Annotated in this window: 14 protein-coding genes; 1 reads left to right on the forward strand and 13 read right to left on the reverse strand. The window is 73.6% G+C overall.

Translation table 11 applies throughout. The annotated features are described in order from the left end of the window. Nucleotides 1–27: 27 nt before the first annotated feature. The 3 genes from ACIPN7_RS00365 to ACIPN7_RS00375 form a co-directional block, all read right to left on the reverse strand. Nucleotides 28–1,116: a hypothetical protein gene (locus tag ACIPN7_RS00365; RefSeq protein ID WP_400536838.1), complete on the reverse strand. Its 1,089-nt coding sequence runs from the start codon at nt 1,114–1,116 to the stop codon at nt 28–30. Between the two features lie 81 nt (nt 1,117–1,197). Beyond that, a complete protein-coding gene (locus tag ACIPN7_RS00370) occupies nt 1,198–2,706 on the reverse strand; it encodes a hypothetical protein (RefSeq protein ID WP_400536840.1) in 1,509 nt (502 codons plus the stop codon). 225 nt (nt 2,707–2,931) lie between these two features. Further along, nucleotides 2,932–4,116, reverse strand: a complete 1,185-nt coding sequence (locus ACIPN7_RS00375; protein ID WP_400536842.1) for a VIT1/CCC1 family protein — start codon at nt 4,114–4,116, stop codon at nt 2,932–2,934. A 130-nt stretch (nt 4,117–4,246) separates the two neighbouring features. Between ACIPN7_RS00375 and ACIPN7_RS00380 the strand changes: the two genes are divergently transcribed. Beyond that, the gene (locus ACIPN7_RS00380) at nt 4,247–4,855 is read left to right on the forward strand and encodes a ribonuclease H (protein ID WP_400536844.1); all 609 of its coding nucleotides are present in this window, start codon (nt 4,247–4,249) and stop codon (nt 4,853–4,855) included. Between the two features lie 14 nt (nt 4,856–4,869). Here the strand turns inward: ACIPN7_RS00380 and ACIPN7_RS00385 are convergent, their stop codons facing one another. The 10 genes from ACIPN7_RS00385 to ACIPN7_RS00430 form a co-directional block, all read right to left on the reverse strand. Further along, entirely contained in the window at nt 4,870–6,396 is a 1,527-nt protein-coding gene (locus tag ACIPN7_RS00385; protein WP_400536846.1) for an adenylosuccinate lyase family protein, read from the reverse strand. A 481-nt stretch (nt 6,397–6,877) separates the two neighbouring features. Beyond that, complete coding sequence (locus tag ACIPN7_RS00390; protein ID WP_377228178.1) at nt 6,878–7,018, reverse strand: hypothetical protein; 141 nt, start codon at nt 7,016–7,018, stop codon at nt 6,878–6,880. Nucleotides 7,019–7,149: 131 nt separating this feature from the next. Further along, a complete protein-coding gene (locus ACIPN7_RS00395) occupies nt 7,150–8,133 on the reverse strand; it encodes a branched-chain amino acid ABC transporter permease (protein ID WP_400536848.1) in 984 nt (327 codons plus the stop codon). Then, nucleotides 8,130–9,035 carry a branched-chain amino acid ABC transporter permease gene (locus ACIPN7_RS00400; RefSeq protein WP_400536850.1) on the reverse strand — a complete coding sequence of 302 codons (906 nt, stop codon included), beginning with the start codon at nt 9,033–9,035 and terminating at the stop codon, nt 8,130–8,132. Before ACIPN7_RS00400 ends, ACIPN7_RS00395 begins: the two co-directional genes overlap by 4 nt. Then, nucleotides 9,035–9,784, reverse strand: coding sequence for an ABC transporter ATP-binding protein (locus ACIPN7_RS00405; RefSeq protein WP_400536852.1), 750 nt, complete (start codon nt 9,782–9,784; stop codon nt 9,035–9,037). The genes ACIPN7_RS00400 and ACIPN7_RS00405 overlap by 1 nt, the downstream gene beginning before the upstream one ends. Next, the gene (locus ACIPN7_RS00410) at nt 9,781–10,578 is read right to left on the reverse strand and encodes an ABC transporter ATP-binding protein (protein ID WP_400536854.1); all 798 of its coding nucleotides are present in this window, start codon (nt 10,576–10,578) and stop codon (nt 9,781–9,783) included. Before ACIPN7_RS00410 ends, ACIPN7_RS00405 begins: the two co-directional genes overlap by 4 nt. Beyond that, the gene (locus tag ACIPN7_RS00415) at nt 10,575–11,879 is read right to left on the reverse strand and encodes an ABC transporter substrate-binding protein (RefSeq protein ID WP_400539124.1); all 1,305 of its coding nucleotides are present in this window, start codon (nt 11,877–11,879) and stop codon (nt 10,575–10,577) included. The genes ACIPN7_RS00410 and ACIPN7_RS00415 overlap by 4 nt, the downstream gene beginning before the upstream one ends. Nucleotides 11,880–12,040: 161 nt before the next feature. Beyond that, nucleotides 12,041–12,922 carry a dioxygenase gene (locus tag ACIPN7_RS00420; RefSeq protein ID WP_400536856.1) on the reverse strand — a complete coding sequence of 294 codons (882 nt, stop codon included), beginning with the start codon at nt 12,920–12,922 and terminating at the stop codon, nt 12,041–12,043. Then, nucleotides 12,915–14,750 (reverse strand): FAD-dependent oxidoreductase, encoded by a 1,836-nt coding sequence (locus ACIPN7_RS00425; RefSeq protein WP_400536858.1) that lies wholly within the window; start codon nt 14,748–14,750, stop codon nt 12,915–12,917. Before ACIPN7_RS00425 ends, ACIPN7_RS00420 begins: the two co-directional genes overlap by 8 nt. 126 nt (nt 14,751–14,876) lie before the next feature. Beyond that, nucleotides 14,877–15,866: a helix-turn-helix domain-containing protein gene (locus ACIPN7_RS00430; RefSeq protein ID WP_400536860.1), complete on the reverse strand. Its 990-nt coding sequence runs from the start codon at nt 15,864–15,866 to the stop codon at nt 14,877–14,879. Nucleotides 15,867–15,991 lie beyond the last annotated feature (125 nt).

Consider the following 15,991-nt stretch of genomic DNA (forward strand, 5'->3'; position numbering starts at 1 on the left):
GGCCGTTGCCGCCCGTCGCTCCGTGGTTCACACCACGTAACGACGGCGACGTATACGGAGCACCACGATGCCCAGCCCCAGAAGGAGCGAGACCAGCGCGAGCTGCCCCGTGATCATGGGGCCCGTCCGGGCAAGGGTTTCGCCGGGAACGTCCACCGGCACCACCTGCCCGTCGGGCCTGTTCGATGTGCCGATGAGGTAGCCCTCGTGCGCGCCGCCCGCCAGGAGCGGCCGGTCGTAGGCCGTCGGCACGACGGCCGCCTTGTCACCCCAACTGAGGTCGACGCCGGCGTCCTCGGCGCCGGCGTCCCGGACCGGGTCGCCGGACGACGCATCGGCGTCGGCCGCGTCGGCGGTACCGGGCGCGGCGTCGGCCGCGGCGGTGCCGGGCGCATCGACGGCGCCAGGAGCCGCGGTGCCGAACCAGTCCCCGGCGGGGTGGGTGATCCCGGGGACGTCCGCCCCGGGAAGTCCTGTCTCGTGCCCGGGCCGCGAACCACCGGTCCCGAGCGGGTCGCGGCCAGGTCGGCCGGGTCCGGGCGCGCCCGGCTCGTGCGTGCCGGGCCCACCGGTCGTGGACTCACCGATACCGGGCTCACCGATACCGGGCTCACCGATACCGGGCTCGACGACGTCGGGGTCACCCGCGTCGGGGTCGAGGATGCCGGGGCCGTCGATGCCGGGATCGGTGCCCGGGTTGTCGATGCCGGGCTCCTCCGTGCCGGGCCCCTCCGTACCGGGCTCCTCCGTACCGGGCTCACCCGCACCCGGCTCGGCGCCGGGCACCTCGGTCTCGACCGGCAGAAGACCCTCCAGGATCCCGTCGACCAGGCCGTCCTCACCGAGCGTCCCGTCGAGGACCTCCTCGACGACGCCGGAGACGTCGGCGTGCACGACGGACTCCGCGGCGTCGTCCGCCGGAGCAACCTCCGCGGCGCCGTCGGCCGACCCCTCGGGCGCAGCAGCAGGCGAGGCAGCACCCTCGATCGTCTCGGGGGCTCCCTGAGCAGCATCCGGCAGAGCGTCGCCCACGGCGTAGGCCGAGGCGGCGCCGACGACCACGAGGCCGCCCGTCACGAGCGCGGTGTACAGCGCCCGTCGGAAGTTCTTGTGCATGGGTCTCTCCTTGCCTGGCGTGGAGCCGACGGCACGTGCGCCGTCGGGTGGTGCCGCACACGCGTGCGCGGACCAGCCAGGTCAGGCAGGAGAGACGGGGATGTCCGTGTAGCTGCTCGCCAGCTTGGCGCGCGACTCGTCGGTCGACACGCGCCAGGAGCGCGCCCGGAAGACCAGCAGGGCGGAGAGCACCGCCAGGGCGTCGCCGCCCGGCACCTTGAGCTGCGGGGCGCCGCCCAGGGCGCCACCGGCACTCCCGGCGGACGCCGCGGTCCCCACGCCGCCGGCGGCGAGCGGGAGGCCCGCGCCCAGCAGACCGGGGCCGCCCGTCTCCACGACGCCCGCCGTCACGACGCTCAGCGCGTCGACGGCGTCCGCAGGGGCGGGCGCACTCATCAGGTCGAGCATCGCGTGCTGGACCCCGGCTGAGGTCCAGACCACGACACCCGCGGCGTCACCGGGGGTCTGCAGCGCCCCCGGGTACGTCGGCTCTGTGGGGTCGTCGGCCCGCTGGGTCGGGACCACCGTCGTCGGCCCGCCCGCCGCAGGCGCGCTCGTGGCCGGCTCGGTCGGCAGCACGCCCGGCGCCGGGACGAGCGGCTCCACGATCGGGTTCAGCGGCTCGACGACCGGGGCGAGCACCTCGCCGACGGGGGCGACCGCCTCGCCGACCGGCGTCAGCACGGGCGCCAGGGCGTCCGTGACCGGAGCGGTCACCGGCTCGAGCACCTGCGTGATCGGGGCGGTCACGCCGCCCACCACGCCGGTCACCGGGGCGAGCACGTCGACCACGGGAGTCAGGAGGCCGCCCGTCACGGGCGCCAGCGGCTCGGTCACGGCGTCGAGCACCGGAGCGAGCGGCGAGACGATCTGCCCGACGACGCCTGTCACCGGGGCGAGCACCTCGCCGACCGGCTCGGTCACCGGGGTCAGGACGTTGCCGACCTGCTCCGTGACGGGCTTGAGGACCGGGTCGGAGACCTGCTCGACAACCTCGGCGACCTGCTCCACGGGCTGCTCCGTGACACCGGCGACGATCTGGCCCACGGGCTCCGTCACCGCGGTGACCGGCGTCGTCACCGGCTCCAGCACGCTCCCGGAGACCGCCGCGACGACGTCGTCGACGGCCTGGGTGACGGGTTCCGCCGCCTCCCCCGCCGACGACGGCGCGGCCGGCGTCGGCTTCCCCGCCGACGACGGCGCGGGCTCGGCGGGAGCCTGCTCGGGAGCGGTGGCCGCAGGCTCGGCCGGCTCCGGCGCGGGCGCAGCGGCGGGCGCGGAATTCTCCGGCGCGGGGGTCGCGGACCCCGGCGCGGCCGGCTTGGTCGCCGACGCGGTGCCGCCCGTCGCGGCCTGGTCGATCTTCGTGACCGACCCGAGCGCCTCGGTGGTCTGCACGACGGTCTGGACCGTCGCCTCCACCGTGTCGCCGAGCACCGAGCCGAGCGACGGGCGCTCGGCGGCGCTCGACGGGGCTGCGAGGCCGACGCCGAGCGCGACACCTGCGGCGCCGAGCGCGAGGCTGCCGACGGCGCGCACGACGACGCGACGGAGGTGGTCCCCCGTGCTCGTCAGCGCGTCCTTCGACATCGGTCTCCCGCTCTCCGACCCGAGACGGGCCGCTCAGCAGACATGCATACACATCAAATCTGCGGGGCGTTCCGAGGTTCAGCAACTACATACCTGCGGTTTGCGGATCGAGAATATTGTGCATGGGTACCGGCGTATGTCGGAAGAGGCACGATATCCCAGTCATTCCGGTGCATCCCGGGCTACCGGCCGGGCGACGGAGCAGGGCGGGTGAACTCGCCGGGATCACCCGACGGTGGCCCCGAACACCAGCCCGAGGACGTACGTGGCGGCGGCCGCACCGAGCCCGATCGCGAGCTGCCGCAGCGCCCGGGTGAGCGGGGAGGTACCCGACAGCAGACCCACGACAGCGCCCGTCACCAGCAGCGCGATCCCGACCAGCGCGGTCGCGACGACGACCGCCGCCAGCCCGTCGAGGCCGAAGAGGTAGGGCAGCACCGGGACGACCGCACCCGACGCGAAGAACAGGAAGGACGACACCGCCGCACCCCACGCCGTCCCGTGCGTCTCCAGGTCGTCGACGTCGGCGGCGGCGCCGCTCTCCGCGGCGGGCTCCAGGAGCAGCCCGCCCGTCGAGGGCGCCACCGCGAGCCGCGCGAGCACGGCGTCGGCACGCGCCGTCGCCTCCTCGCTCGCCATGCCCCGCGCCCGGTACACGAGCGCGAGCTCGTTCGCGTCGACGTCGAGGTGCGGCAGCGCGTCGTCGGCCGTGGGCGACGGCGACGACGCCTCGAGCAGCTCGCGCTGAGAGCGCACCGACACGAACTCGCCGGCGCCCATCGACAGCGCGCCCGCGAGGAGGCCCGCGAGCCCGGTGAGCAGCACGGTGCTCGTCGCGACCCCGGAGGCACCGATGCCGAGCACGAGCGCGAGGTTGGACACGAGCCCGTCGTTCGCGCCGAAGACCGCGGCGCGGAACGTGCCCGACAGACGGTTGCGGCCCCGGGTGGCCAGCGCCCGCACCACCTCCTCGTGGATCTGCTCGTCGGCCGCCATGGTCTCGGTGGCGTCCGCGTCGTGCGCGTACGAGGACCGGGCCTCGGCCCGCTGGGCGAGCGCCAGCACGAAGACGCCGCCGAACCGGCGGGCCAGGAAGCCGAGGCCGCGGGTCCGCAGGTCGCCGCGCACGGGCGCGCCGACGTCGGGACCCAGGAGGTCGAGCCAGTGCGACTCGTGCCGCTTCTCCGCCCGCGCGAGCGCGAGCAGGATCTCCCGCTCCTCGCCCGTGCGCCGGCCCGCCAGGTCGCGGTAGACCGCGGCCTCGGCCCGCTCGTCGGCGAGCAGCCGGCGCCACCGCCGGATGTCGGCGGGGGTCCGGGGGCGCGAGGGGTGCAGCCCCTGCGCGCGCTGTTCGGGCGTGGGTGTGCTGCCGGACGAGCGACGGGCGGGGTCGGAAGGTACGTGAGGCACACAGCCATCATGCCCGTGGATCGCCGGTCATGGGTTTCGTAGGCCCTTGGCCTCGGTTTCGCCGCGCCGAACTCTCGAACGGCGTCCACCCCCGGCCAGGCGTCCGGATTCTCGGGCAGAAGGATGCACAATGGACGCCGTGATCATCGTCAGCACGCACGGGTCGGCCGCGCCGGGCGGCGCGATCGGATGGGCGTGGATCAACCACGCGGGCGGGCAGTTCGACTCGGGCGGCGCGGCCCAGGGCAACGATCAGGTCGCCGCACTCTCAGCTCTGCTCCGCGCCATCGACGCGCACCCCGGCAGCGAGCCGCTGCTCGTGGAGTCCGGCTCGCAGTACGCCGTGCGGTCCGTGTCCGAGTGGTCCGAGGGGTGGAAGCGCAACGGCTGGCGCTCCCCCGCCGGCGAGCCCGTGCGGAACGTCGGCCTGGTGCAGGACATCGACCGTGCCGTCACCGAGCGCACCGGCCCCGTGCGGTTCCACTGGGTGCGTGGTCACGTGGGCAACCCGTACAACGAGCGGGTCGACCAGCTCGCGGGGTTCGCCGCGGAGGAGTGGGCCGCGGGACGCGGCGGCGTCGGCGAGATGCTGGTGCCGGACGCCGGGATGATCCCCGACGCCGAGCTGCGGGACGGGGGCCTCACCGTCGAGACCCGCGAGAGCGCGCCGCCCGTGACACGGCCGACGCCGGTGGTGACCGGCGCCGGCCGTACCTGGGAGTCAGGCACTCTCTTCTAGCAGGCGAGCAGGACCTACAGGCCGACGAGCAGGAGCTCCTCCGGGGTCCGCGCCGCCGTGGCGACCCTGGTGTCGTCGACCGGGCGGACGGCGTCGTCCCCGGTGCCCGCCTCGTCGGCGGGCTCGTGGGCCGCCGCACGGACGAACAGCGGGACCGGCTTGGCGGTCCGGGCGCTGAACTCCAGCCGGTCGGCGACCGCACGGGCGTGCTGCGCCATGTCGTGCGCGATGGTGACGCTCTCGCCGAGGTACGCGCTCGGGTCGATCAGGCGGCAGATCTCGTCCCGGTCGAAGTACGCGCTGACGGTCGCGTTCCGCACCAGCAGGTCGAGGAACTGCGCGTCGCCCACGGCCGACTCCTGCGCCACCTCGTACACGACCTCGTGCGCCTTCTGCCGGCCGATGCGCTCGCCGAGCTCCATCATGAGCGACTCCGAGCCGATGAGGCCCTCGCTCAGCGCCAGGTTGGCGCGCATCCGCTGCTCGTCCAGCTCGAGGCCGTCGAGGATCACGTCCAGGCGGGTCAGGATGTCGCCGGCCAGGACGGCGGCGCGGGAGACCGTCGACTCCAGGAGGTCGGTCATGCCGCCGTTCGCCTCGTGGTCGTGCTGCATCGACTCGAGCGCGGGCGCCGCGAGGGCACGCAGCTGGGCGCTCATCGACAGCAGGTCGAGCGCGAGCTGCGGGTTGCGTTTGTGGGGCATCGTCGAGCTGCCGACCGTGCCCTCCGGGATGGGCTCGAACGCCTCGCCGAACTCCGGCTGCATCATCGAGTAGATGTCCTTGCCGATCTTTCCGGCCGTGCCGGCGACCTGGCCGAGGACGAGCACCAGCTCGACGATGCCGTCGTTGATCGCGCGCGACGGCACGGGCATGGTGCCGAGCCCGAGGTGGTTGGCGACCCGGCGCTCGACCTCGCGCCCCGCGGGACCGAACGACGCGAACGTGCCGACGGCGCCACCCATGAGCACCCGGAAGAGCCGGTCCTCGAGGCGCTCGAGCCGGTCGGTGTGCGCGGTGAGCTCGTCGATCCAGACGGCGACCTTGAAGCCGAACGTGACCGGCACCGCGTGCTGGCTGTGCGTGCGGCCCGCCATCGGAACCGCCGCGGAGGCCTCCGCCAGCTTGGACATGCCGCGCAGCACCTTGGCGAGCAGGTCCTTGACCGCCCGGTGCGCGTCGCGCAGCACGAGCACGTCCGCCGTCTGCGTGATGTTCTGCGTCGTGGCGCCCCAGTGCACCCAGCCGCCGTACTGGCGCCCGACCACGCGGGCGAACTCCTCGATGAGCGGCATCAGGGGGTGGCTGGCGGACGCCGTCTCCGCCGCCACGCGGTCGAGGTCCAGCTTCTCGATCTGCGCGGCCCGGGCGATCGTCTCGCCGGCCGGCTCCGGGATCAGGCCGATCTCGGCCTCGGCGAGCGCGAGTGCGGCCTCGACGTCGAGGCGCGCCTGGAATCGGTTCTCGACGCTGAAGAGGTGCGCGATCCCGGCGTCGGGAACGCGGCCGTCCGTGAAGTGTCGAATCGATTCGCCATTCATTCCTGGTAACCCCACTCGGTTCTTGTGTCGTACGTGACTGGACGTGCTCTGCTGGGCTCGTACCCCGTCTCGGGGTCGGGCCGCCGGCGAGTTCCCTGTTCCACGTCGTACCGGCCGCCGCGGGACCTAGCCCGCCTGCTCACCGTGCCGAACTCGCTGTGCTTCATGCGCCTGCATCGACTCGCCGTACCGTCTTGCTCCACCGAATTGTGGGAGAGGATGCGCACCCCAGGCTAGCGGAAGTGTTTCCAGAATGTAACGGGAGTGAGGTCCGTCACATGAATTTAGGGTGACATCCGGCCCGGGACCAGGCCTTCTGGTGGGTGCGGGTGAACTTTGCCGCGTCTCGTATCGCGGGACGACGGCGACCGGACATCGGCCGCCCGGACGACGCAGAGGGCCCGGCCGCATGCGCCACGACGTGGCGTGCGGCCGGGCCCCCTGTCGTGGGCACCAGCTCTCGGCGCGAGCCGCTGCGCGGTCAGCCCGCCGCGGCGTCGTCGGCCGGCGTCTCGCGTTCCTCGTGTTGGGACCCGTACGTGTCGGTCACGCTCCGGTGCATGAGCGTGGTCCGGCGAGGGTTGGCGATGGAGTGGTACTGGGCGTCGTCGGCGTCCGTCATGGGTCCTCCTCCGGTGCAGGCTTACGGCTACGCTGCACGTGGTTCACCCGCTGGTCTGCGGATCATCCATCCTCGTTGATACCGAGTCGCGCGTCGACTGAAGAGGCTGTGACGTCGGCCTCACCGCGCCGTCAGATCCGTACCCGGTACGTCGTGGGGAAGAGCTCGAGCCGCCCCGCCACCAGGCCCCACAGCCCGCGCGGCGCGAGGAGCACGACGGCCACCGCCACCACGCCGAGCACCACCAGGTACCAGGTGCCCAGCGGCGCGAGGGCCTGCTGCAGCGCCCAGTAGAGGACGGCCCCCACGATCGGCCCCTCGATGGTGCCGATGCCACCGACGACGACGATGAAGATCATCGCCGCCGTCCAGTTCACGGAGTAGATCGACCCCGGGGTGACGCCGAGCGTGCTCAGCGCGATCAGCGCGCCCGCGAGGGCGGCGCCGGCCGATCCCGCGACGTAGACGATGCGGCGGCCCCGGTCCACGGCCACGCCCAGGCTGCTCGCCGCGACGCGGTCGTCGCGGATCGCCGTGAGCCCGAGTCCCACCCGGGACCGCATGAGCAGGGAGGTCCCGAGCACGACGGCGACCACGAGCGCCAAGGCGAACCAGTAGACGAAGGCCACGCGGTCGACCCGGTCAGTACCGCGGAAGGCGCTCAGGGACAGCCCGCCGCCACCGCCGAGGCCGTCGATCTGCATCGTGACGAGGCGGAACACCTCGGCCACCACCCACGTACCGATCGCGAAGTACCCGCCGGCGAGGCGGAACACCAGGTAGCTCGTCGGCAGGGCGAGCGCGGCGCCCACGAGGCCGGCCGCGAGGACGGCGGCCCACGGCGGGGCGCCGACGGCGTCGGCGAGCTGGATCAGGGCGTACCCGCCCACGCCGACGTACGCCTGCTGGCCCACGCTCACCATGCCGCCGTACCCGGCGAGCAGGTTCCAGGTGGTACCGAGTATCACGAGGGCGAAGAGCATGACCAGGCTGGACAGCGCGCCGAGGGTCACGACGTAGGGGACGACGGCGGCGAGGAGCACGACGACGAGCAGGAGCACCCCGCTCCCGATGAGGGAGCCGCGGCCGCCCCGGGTGATCGTCGGGACGCTCATGCCGGCACGCTCCTCGGCAGCAGGCCGCCGGGCCGGACCACCAGCACGGCGAGGAAGACGAGGTGCCCGGCGAGCACCCCGGACTGCGGGTCGATCTGGGCGCCGACCGTCTGGGCGAGGCCCAGCACGATGCCGCCCAGGAGCGTGCCCCACAGCGACCCGAGCCCGCCGATGATCACGGCCTCGAACGCGAACAGCAGCACGAGGTCGCCGTAGCCGGGCGAGAACTGCGTGCTCATGCCGACGAACACGCCCGCGAGCGCCAGCGTGGCGAACGCGAGGGCCGTCGCCACGGCGTAGGTGTGCTTCGGGTCGACGCCGTACATCGCGGCGGCCCCGGCGTCGTCGGCGACGGCGCGCATGGCGCGGCCCGTGGCCGTGCGCGCCAGGAAGACCTGGACCCCCGCGATCACCGCGGTGGCCACGACCAGGGTGATCAGCGGCAGCAGACCCACGGAGAGCGGGCCGAGCGGCACGCCCGCAGAGGCGAGGTCACCCGTGGGGATCTTGCGGGTGTCCGCGCTGAACACCTCCTGGAGCAGGCTGGTCAGGGCCACGGCGACGCCGAACGACACCAGCAGCGGCGCGAGCTCGCCCGCGCCCGGTGCGCCCGGACGGCCGGCGCCGTCCCCGCGCACCTGCGCGAGGGCCGGGTTGAACAGGCCGCGCTGCATCGCGTACCCGAGCGCCGCGAACACGGGCACCACCACGACGACCGCGAGCCACAGGGGCAGGCCCTGCTGGACCAGGACCAGCGACAGGTAGGCGGCGAGCACCGCGAGCACGCCGTGCGCCAGGTTGACGATGCGCATCACGCCGAAGATCAGCGACAGGCCGCAGGCCAGCAGGGCGTACTGCCCGCCGAGCAGCACGCCCTGCACGCCGGCGTTGAGCCAGTCCATCAGGCCTCCGTGGGTCTCGGGGCGGGGGCGGGGGCGGGGGCCGGGGTGGGGGCGATGCCGAAGTAGGCGTCCGCCACGGCCTCGCGGTCCAGGCCCGCGGCGGGGGCCTCCAGCACGGTGCGCCCGCCCAGGAGGCACTGAACGCGGTCGGCGACGCGCAGCGCCTGGTCCAGGTCCTGCTCGACGACGAGCGCCGTGGTGCCCTCCGCCGTGATGCGGCGGACGGCGTCGTAGATCCGGGTGACGACGGACGGCGCGAGCCCGAGCGACACCTCGTCGAGCAGCAGCACGCGCGGGTTGGTCAGGAGGGCCCGGCCGATCGCGACGGCCTGCTGCTGGCCGCCCGACAACACGCTGCCGCGCCGGTCCCGCAGCTCGGCGACGTGCGGGAACACGTCGTACACGGCACGCAGGTCCCACGGCCCGGGCCGCCCCGGGTAGCGGCCCATGAGCAGGTTCTCCTCGACGGTGAGCGAGGGGAAGAGGCGGCGTCCCTCCGGCACGAGCGCGACGCCGCGCCGCACCCGCCGGTGCGCGGGTACCCGGGTGACCGGTGCGGCGTCGAGCAGCACGGTGCCCGCCGTGGGCAGGTGGGTGCCCGCGAGCGCCGCGAGCAGCGTGGACTTGCCGGCGCCGTTGGCGCCGAGCACCGCGAGGGTCTCCCCCTCGGCGAGGGTCAGCCCGACGCCGTCGACCGCGAGCAGGTCGCCGTACCGGACCTCCAGGCCGGCCACCTCCAGGACGCTCATGCCGGCTCCCCCGGTACGGAGTCGGGCACGGAGTCGGGCACGGAGTCGACGGTGGCTCCCAGGTACACCTCGACCACCTGCGGGCTGCGGATCACCTCGTGCGGGTCGCCCTGCGCGATCACCTCGCCGGCGGCGAGGCACAGCAGGCGGTCCACGACGTCGAGCAGGGCGTGCAGCACGTGCTCGATCCAGACCACGGCGACCCCGTCGTCCCGCAGGCGGCGCACCAGGTCCACGACCTGCGGCAGCTCGCGGTCGGTGAGGCCGCCCGCGATCTCGTCCAGCAGGAGCAGGCGCGGCCCGGTCGCGAGCGCCCGCGCGACCTCCAGCCGCTTGCGGTCCAGCAGGCGCAGGCTGCCCGACAGCGTGTTCGCCGCTCCGGTCAGGTCCGTCGTCTCGAGCGCGTGCCAGGCCCGGTCCCGGGCGTCCCGGGCCGTGCCGCGCGAGCCGGCACCGCCGTGCCGCCGTCCGGCGAAAGACGCCCCGACCAGCACGTTCTCGTAGACGGTGAGGCCGCTGAAGGGGCGCGGCACCTGGTACGAGCGCGCGACACCCCGGTCGGCGCGGGCGGCCGCGCCGAGCCGGGTGACGTCCTGGCCGTCCAGCGTCACGGTCCCGGCATCGGCCCGGAGGGTGCCCGCGACGACGTCGAGCAGGGTGGTCTTGCCCGCGCCGTTCGGGCCGACGAGGCCCAGGGCCTCGCCGGCGGACACCTCGAACGACACGTCGCGGGCCGTGACCACCCGGCCGAAGCGCTTGGCGACGCCGGTCACCCGCAGCAGGGGTTCGGTCACCGGAGCGGCTCGACCTCGCCGCCCGTCGGGATCTCCGGGGCCAGCGTGTTGGAGACCACCACGAGCTCGTAGGGGTTCTGGCCCTCGTCCGCGCCGTCGTCCAGGCGCCACTGGCCACCGACCAGCGGGGTCTTGGCCACGTACGGGGGCACGCTGTCGTCGACGCCCCAGGCGATGTCGCCCACGACGGTCGAGACCTCCAGCGTGGACAGGGCCTCGGTGATCGCCTCCGGCTCGGTGGAGCCGGCCTCCTGGACGGCCGCGACCGTGATCTCGAACAGGGCCTCGGCGAAGCCGAGGGGCTGCGTCCACTGCTTGCCCGTGTCCGCCTCGTACTGGTCGGCCAGCTCCTGCGCGGTCTGCCCGGTCAGCGAGGAGGCGAACGGCGCCGTGGGGTGCCACCAGACCTCGGAGGTGAGGCCGTCGCCCGCGTTGCCCAGCGCCTCGACCGACGACGGGAAGAGCAGGGCCTTGCCGATCGTCGCGACCTTGGGCCGGTAGCCCTGCTGGCCGGCCTGCTGCCAGAACGTGGTGAAGTCCGGCGGGATCGGCACGCCGACCAGGATGTCGTGGCCCTCGAACGCGGAGAGCTGCGCCGAGAAGTCCTGGGTGCCGTTCGGGTACAGGCCCGGGTCGTCGATCGTGACGCCGGTGTCCTTCGTGAGGGCCGGGAAGTTGGCGCTCCACGCCTGCCCGTCCGGGTCGTTCGGGAACAGGCCGGCCGCCTTCTGGTTGGTGTCCACCTGGCTCCAGATGTCCGCGTACACCGCGGACACGTCCTCCAGGCCCCAGAACGCGTGGTAGCTGTACTTCAGGTCGGCGGGCTCGTCGCCCTCCCGGATCGCGAACGGCTGCCACGGCGCGACCGTCGAGATGCACGGGACCGAGTTGGCCTCGCACTGCTCCGAGACGGGGTTGGTGATGTCCGGCGTGGACGACGTCAGCACCAGGTCGACGCCGTCGCCGTTGATCAGCTCGGCCGCCACCTCGCCCGCGCGGGCGGAGTCGGACTGCGAGTCCTTCACGATGATCTCGACGGTCTGCTCGGTGCCGTCGACGGTGACCGGGTTGTCCGCGAACCACTTCTCCATGGACTCGATCACGTAGGTGTTGGCCTCGCCGAACGGCGCCGACGAGCCCGTCTCGGTCGAGACGAAGCCGATCTTCAGGACGTCGTCGTCCCCGCCGCCGACCGTGCCGCCGCCCACGTCACCGCAGCCCGTCAGGGTGGCCGCCAGCGCTGCCGTCGACGCGCAGACCACCAGCGCCCGCGTGTTCAGGGGCCGTCCGTTGCCAACCATCGTCGTCACTCCAAGTCTGTCGTCGAGCCTCTGGCTGTCAGACCCACAGGTCACTCGGTGACCTGTGGGTCTGACACGGGGATTGCGACTTGCCGGTAGTGCGTGGTGCGGGTGGTTCGGGTGGTGCAGGTCTCTCGGGTGCGCCGGGTGGGCCCGGTGGGTCAGTCGGCCGGGGCGAGGACGACGTCGAAGCGGGTGCGGGCCCACGTGCCCTCGACCGCGCGGCCGTCGGGCGTCGGCGTGCCCGCGGGCAGCTCCTCGAAGTCCATGACGAGCGAGTCCTTGACGCCGAACACCGAGTCCGACGCGAGCAGCTCGTCGCCGCGCACGAAGATGTGGGTCACGAGCGTGCGCAGCCCGGGCGCCGTCACCATGAAGTGCAGGTGCGCGGCGCGCAGGGGCGAGCGGCCCGACGCCGCGAGCAGCGCGCCGACCGGCCCGTCGTGCGGGATCGGGTACGGCGTGGGCGTGACGCCCCAGAAGCGGTACCCGCCGTCGTCGGCCGAGTAGAGGTGCGCGCGGCCCGCGGTGCGCGCGTCGCCGTACTGGACGTCGTAGAAGCCGTCCTCGTCCGCCTCCCACACCTCGATGCGCGCACCGGGCACGGGGTTGCCCGAGGTGTCGGTGACCGTGCCCTCGACCCAGCAGGGCTGCCCGGTCGCGCCGCCCGCGATGTCGCCGCCGTTCTCGATGCGCGGCGCGTCGTCCACGAAGAACGGGCCGAAGACCGTGGCCTCCGTCGCGTTCTCGTACGCCGCGTTGTTGATTGCGATGGTCTGCATGGAGGCGCCCAGCACGTCGGACAGCAGGATGAACTCCTGCCGCTTGTCGTCGGTGACGTGCCCCGCGGCGGTGAGGAACTCGATGCCCCGGTTCCACTCGTCCTCGGTGAGCCGCACCTCGCACAGGAACGCGTGCAGGTGCCGGGTCAGCGACTGCATGACGGTCGCCAGCCGCGCGTCGCCGGCACCCGCGAAGGACGCCGCCACCCGGTCGGTGAGCTCCTGCTCGCGGGCCGCCTGCTCGGCGTCGGGCTCAGCCATCCTGCCCGCCCCGTCCGAGCACCGACCGCAGGGCGTCGCCCAGCGCCCCCGCCGGGTCGTCGGCCAGGCTCTGGGCGCGCCAGGCCACGTGCGCGTCCGGGCGGACCAGGATCGCGCCCGACTCCTCGACGCCGCGCATCTTCGCCCAGTCGTAGTAGGTGTCGATGACCTCGCGGCCCGGCCCGATGACGACCGCCTCCAGCGGCACGCCGAGCTCCTCGGCGACCTTCGCGGCGGCGTCGGCCCAGGCCTCGCCCGCGATGCCGGTCACCAGCGTGAACTGCCCGTACGGGACCAGGTCGTGCGTCGAGCGCTTGTGCCCGTCGACGTCGGCCACCCACACGTGCGGGAACCGCGCGCCCGGAACCGTGGACTGCTGGTAGTAGAGCTCCGGGTCGCGCTCGTCCACAGGCTGGGGAGAACCGTCGGGGACGATCGCGGCCGACGTGTAGAACTGGCCCATGTCCACGCCGTGCGCGTTGAACTCGTAGTGCTTGAGGTCCATCGCCTCCACGAGCGCCGCGCGCTTGGCCGCGCCGGCCGGGGTGTTCGCCTTGCGCTCGTCGATGGCGGCCTGCATCGCCTCCGGCGTCTCGGCGTCCAGGACCCCGAGCACCTCCATGAACCGGAACTCGCCGCCCGACTTGTTGGCGCGCAGCACGATCTGCTCGGCGACCGGCGCGCGCTCGGCCGAGTAGGTCTCCAGCAGCGACGGTGCCGCCTGCCCGTTCAGCACGGCCGCGATCTTCCAGGCCAGGTTGTACGAGTCCTGGACCGAGGTGTTGGAGCCGAGTCCGTTGCTCGGCGGGTGCCGGTGCACGGCGTCGCCCGCACAGAAGACGCGGCCCTGCTGGAGGTGCGTGGCGTACATCTGGTTGTTGCCCCACAGCGAGTAGCCCGTGATCTCGACGTCCAGGTCCTCGACGCCCACGAGCTGGCGCACGATCTCGGTCGCCGCCGCGTCGTCGAGCTGCGGCGGCTCGCCGGCGATGTCGTAGCCCCAGACGATGAGCCACTCGTTCCACGGCCGGACCATGCGGACCAGGCCGGCGCCGATGCCGCCGACGTCGGAGCCGGGCTGCAGCACCCAGTACAGGACCGAGGGGCGGTGGCCCACGAGGTGCGTGAGGTCGGCCTTGAACGTGATGTTCATGGAGCCTGCGATGTCCATCGCGCCCTCCATCGGCAGGCCGATGTCCGCGGCCACCTGGGAGCGGGCGCCGTCGCCGCCGATCAGGTACTTCGAGCGGATCGTGTACTCGGTGCCGGTGACGCGGTCGAGCACGCGGGTGCTCACACCGTCGGCGTCCTGCGTGTGGCCCAGGTACTCCGTGGAGAACCGCGACTGGGTGCCCCGCTGGGTCGCGTTCTTCACCAGGATCGGCTCGAGGTAGGTCTGCGGGATGTCGACGGTGAGCGACGGCGAGGCCAGCCGCGCGTCCGCCTCGCGGGCCGGGTGGGTCTCCCAGGTGAGGATGCGGCCGATCTCCTCGCCCGCGATCGTCGTGCAGAACACCGTGTCGCCCACCAGCTCGTGCGGCGTCGCGTCCGCGAGCACCTGGTCCTCGATGCCCAGGTCGCGGAAGATCTCCATGGTCCGCTGGTTGGTGATGTGCGCGCGGGGCGTGTTCGCGGTCCAGCGGTACTTGGTGATCATGATGTTGCCGATCCCCAGGCTGGACAGGAAGAGCGCCGCGGACGCGCCGGCCGGGCCGGAGCCCACGACCAGCACGTCGGTCTCGACCACCGTGCCGCGTCCCTCCGGGGTCGGGCCGGCGGCGGTGCTGGGCAGTGCGGTCTCGGTCTGACCGTCGTCGAACTCAGGCATGCGCACAGGGTGCCGCGTGCCCCGACCTGGGAAAAGGGCGGGCCATGAAAGTCGGCGGAAATCATCAAGGCAGGGTGTTCGCCGGCCCCTCGTGCGCGGCCGCGCACCGCGCGGCCCGGTGCGTGCTCAGCGCCGCGTGGCGAGCGCGTACCTGCGGGCCTCGGACGGCGACATGCCCGCCTGCTCGCGGAAGACGCGCGAGAACTGCGCGGCCGACGAGAAGCCGCAGCGCCGGCCGATCGCCTCGACGGTCTGCTCCGCGTACGACGGCATGCGCAGCATCCGGCTCGCCATCTCCACGCGCCGACGGGCGACCAGCCGCGGCACGCTCGTGCCGTGCTCGGCGAGCACGCGCGAGAGCTGCCGCTCGCTCAGGCCGATCGCGTCGGCGATACGGCGGGCCGACATGGTCGGGTCGCGCAGCCACTGGCGCACGTACCGCTCGGCCGCGGCGAAGTGCGCGCCCGCGGCCTGCGCCCCGGACACCTCCGGCCGGACCAGCACGGCCGTGACGAGATCGAGCACGGCGGCCTCGTCGGCCGCGCCGTCGCCGTCGGGGCCCACCGCACGGGCGACCAGCTCGGCGAGTGCCGCGGCGTGGGCGCTACCGCCCGCCGCCGGGGACGGCGCGCCGAACTCGATCACCTGGGCGGTGCGCGGCATGGTGCCGCCCGCGGAGCGGAACACGTCGTACGGCACCTTGACCGCCAGCTCCTCCAGCCCCTGGGAAAAGCCGCGCAGGAACGGCCGGTCGGCGTCGCACACCAGGAGCTGGCCGGGCCGCAGCCTGCGGACGCCGTCGTCGTGGTGGAAGAACGCCTCGCCCCGGAGCGTGAAGTAGAGGGCCACGGACTCGGTGGGGCGGGTGCGGACCGTGCGCGCCGTGCGTTCCACGGCGTGGGGGTTGGCCTCGACGTGCGCCAGGTGCAGCCGGTCGAGCTGGAGGTTCGCCTCGGAGGCCTCCAGCGCCGAGTCGTCCTCGAGCATGCGGCACTGCAACGCGACGAGGGCGTCGGCGTTGTGCTCCTCCCACAGCTCGATCCGCCGCGCCGCGGGCAGGCCTCGCGTGGAGAAGCGGTCGACGGCGCCGCGCGACGCCGGTGTGGCACGACTCACGAGCCCCACAGTAGGTGCAGCGCCCGGCCCGCACCAGGATTCGTCGCCCTCGACCGGCGTGTTGTCCGTGGCGTGTTCGCCCAGGTCAGGGCCGCTGGCGGCGACCAGGGGTGCGCTCGGCCGCC

Source organism: Promicromonospora sp. NPDC090134 (assembly GCF_044746965.1).
Taxonomy (GTDB): domain Bacteria; phylum Actinomycetota; class Actinomycetes; order Actinomycetales; family Cellulomonadaceae; genus Promicromonospora.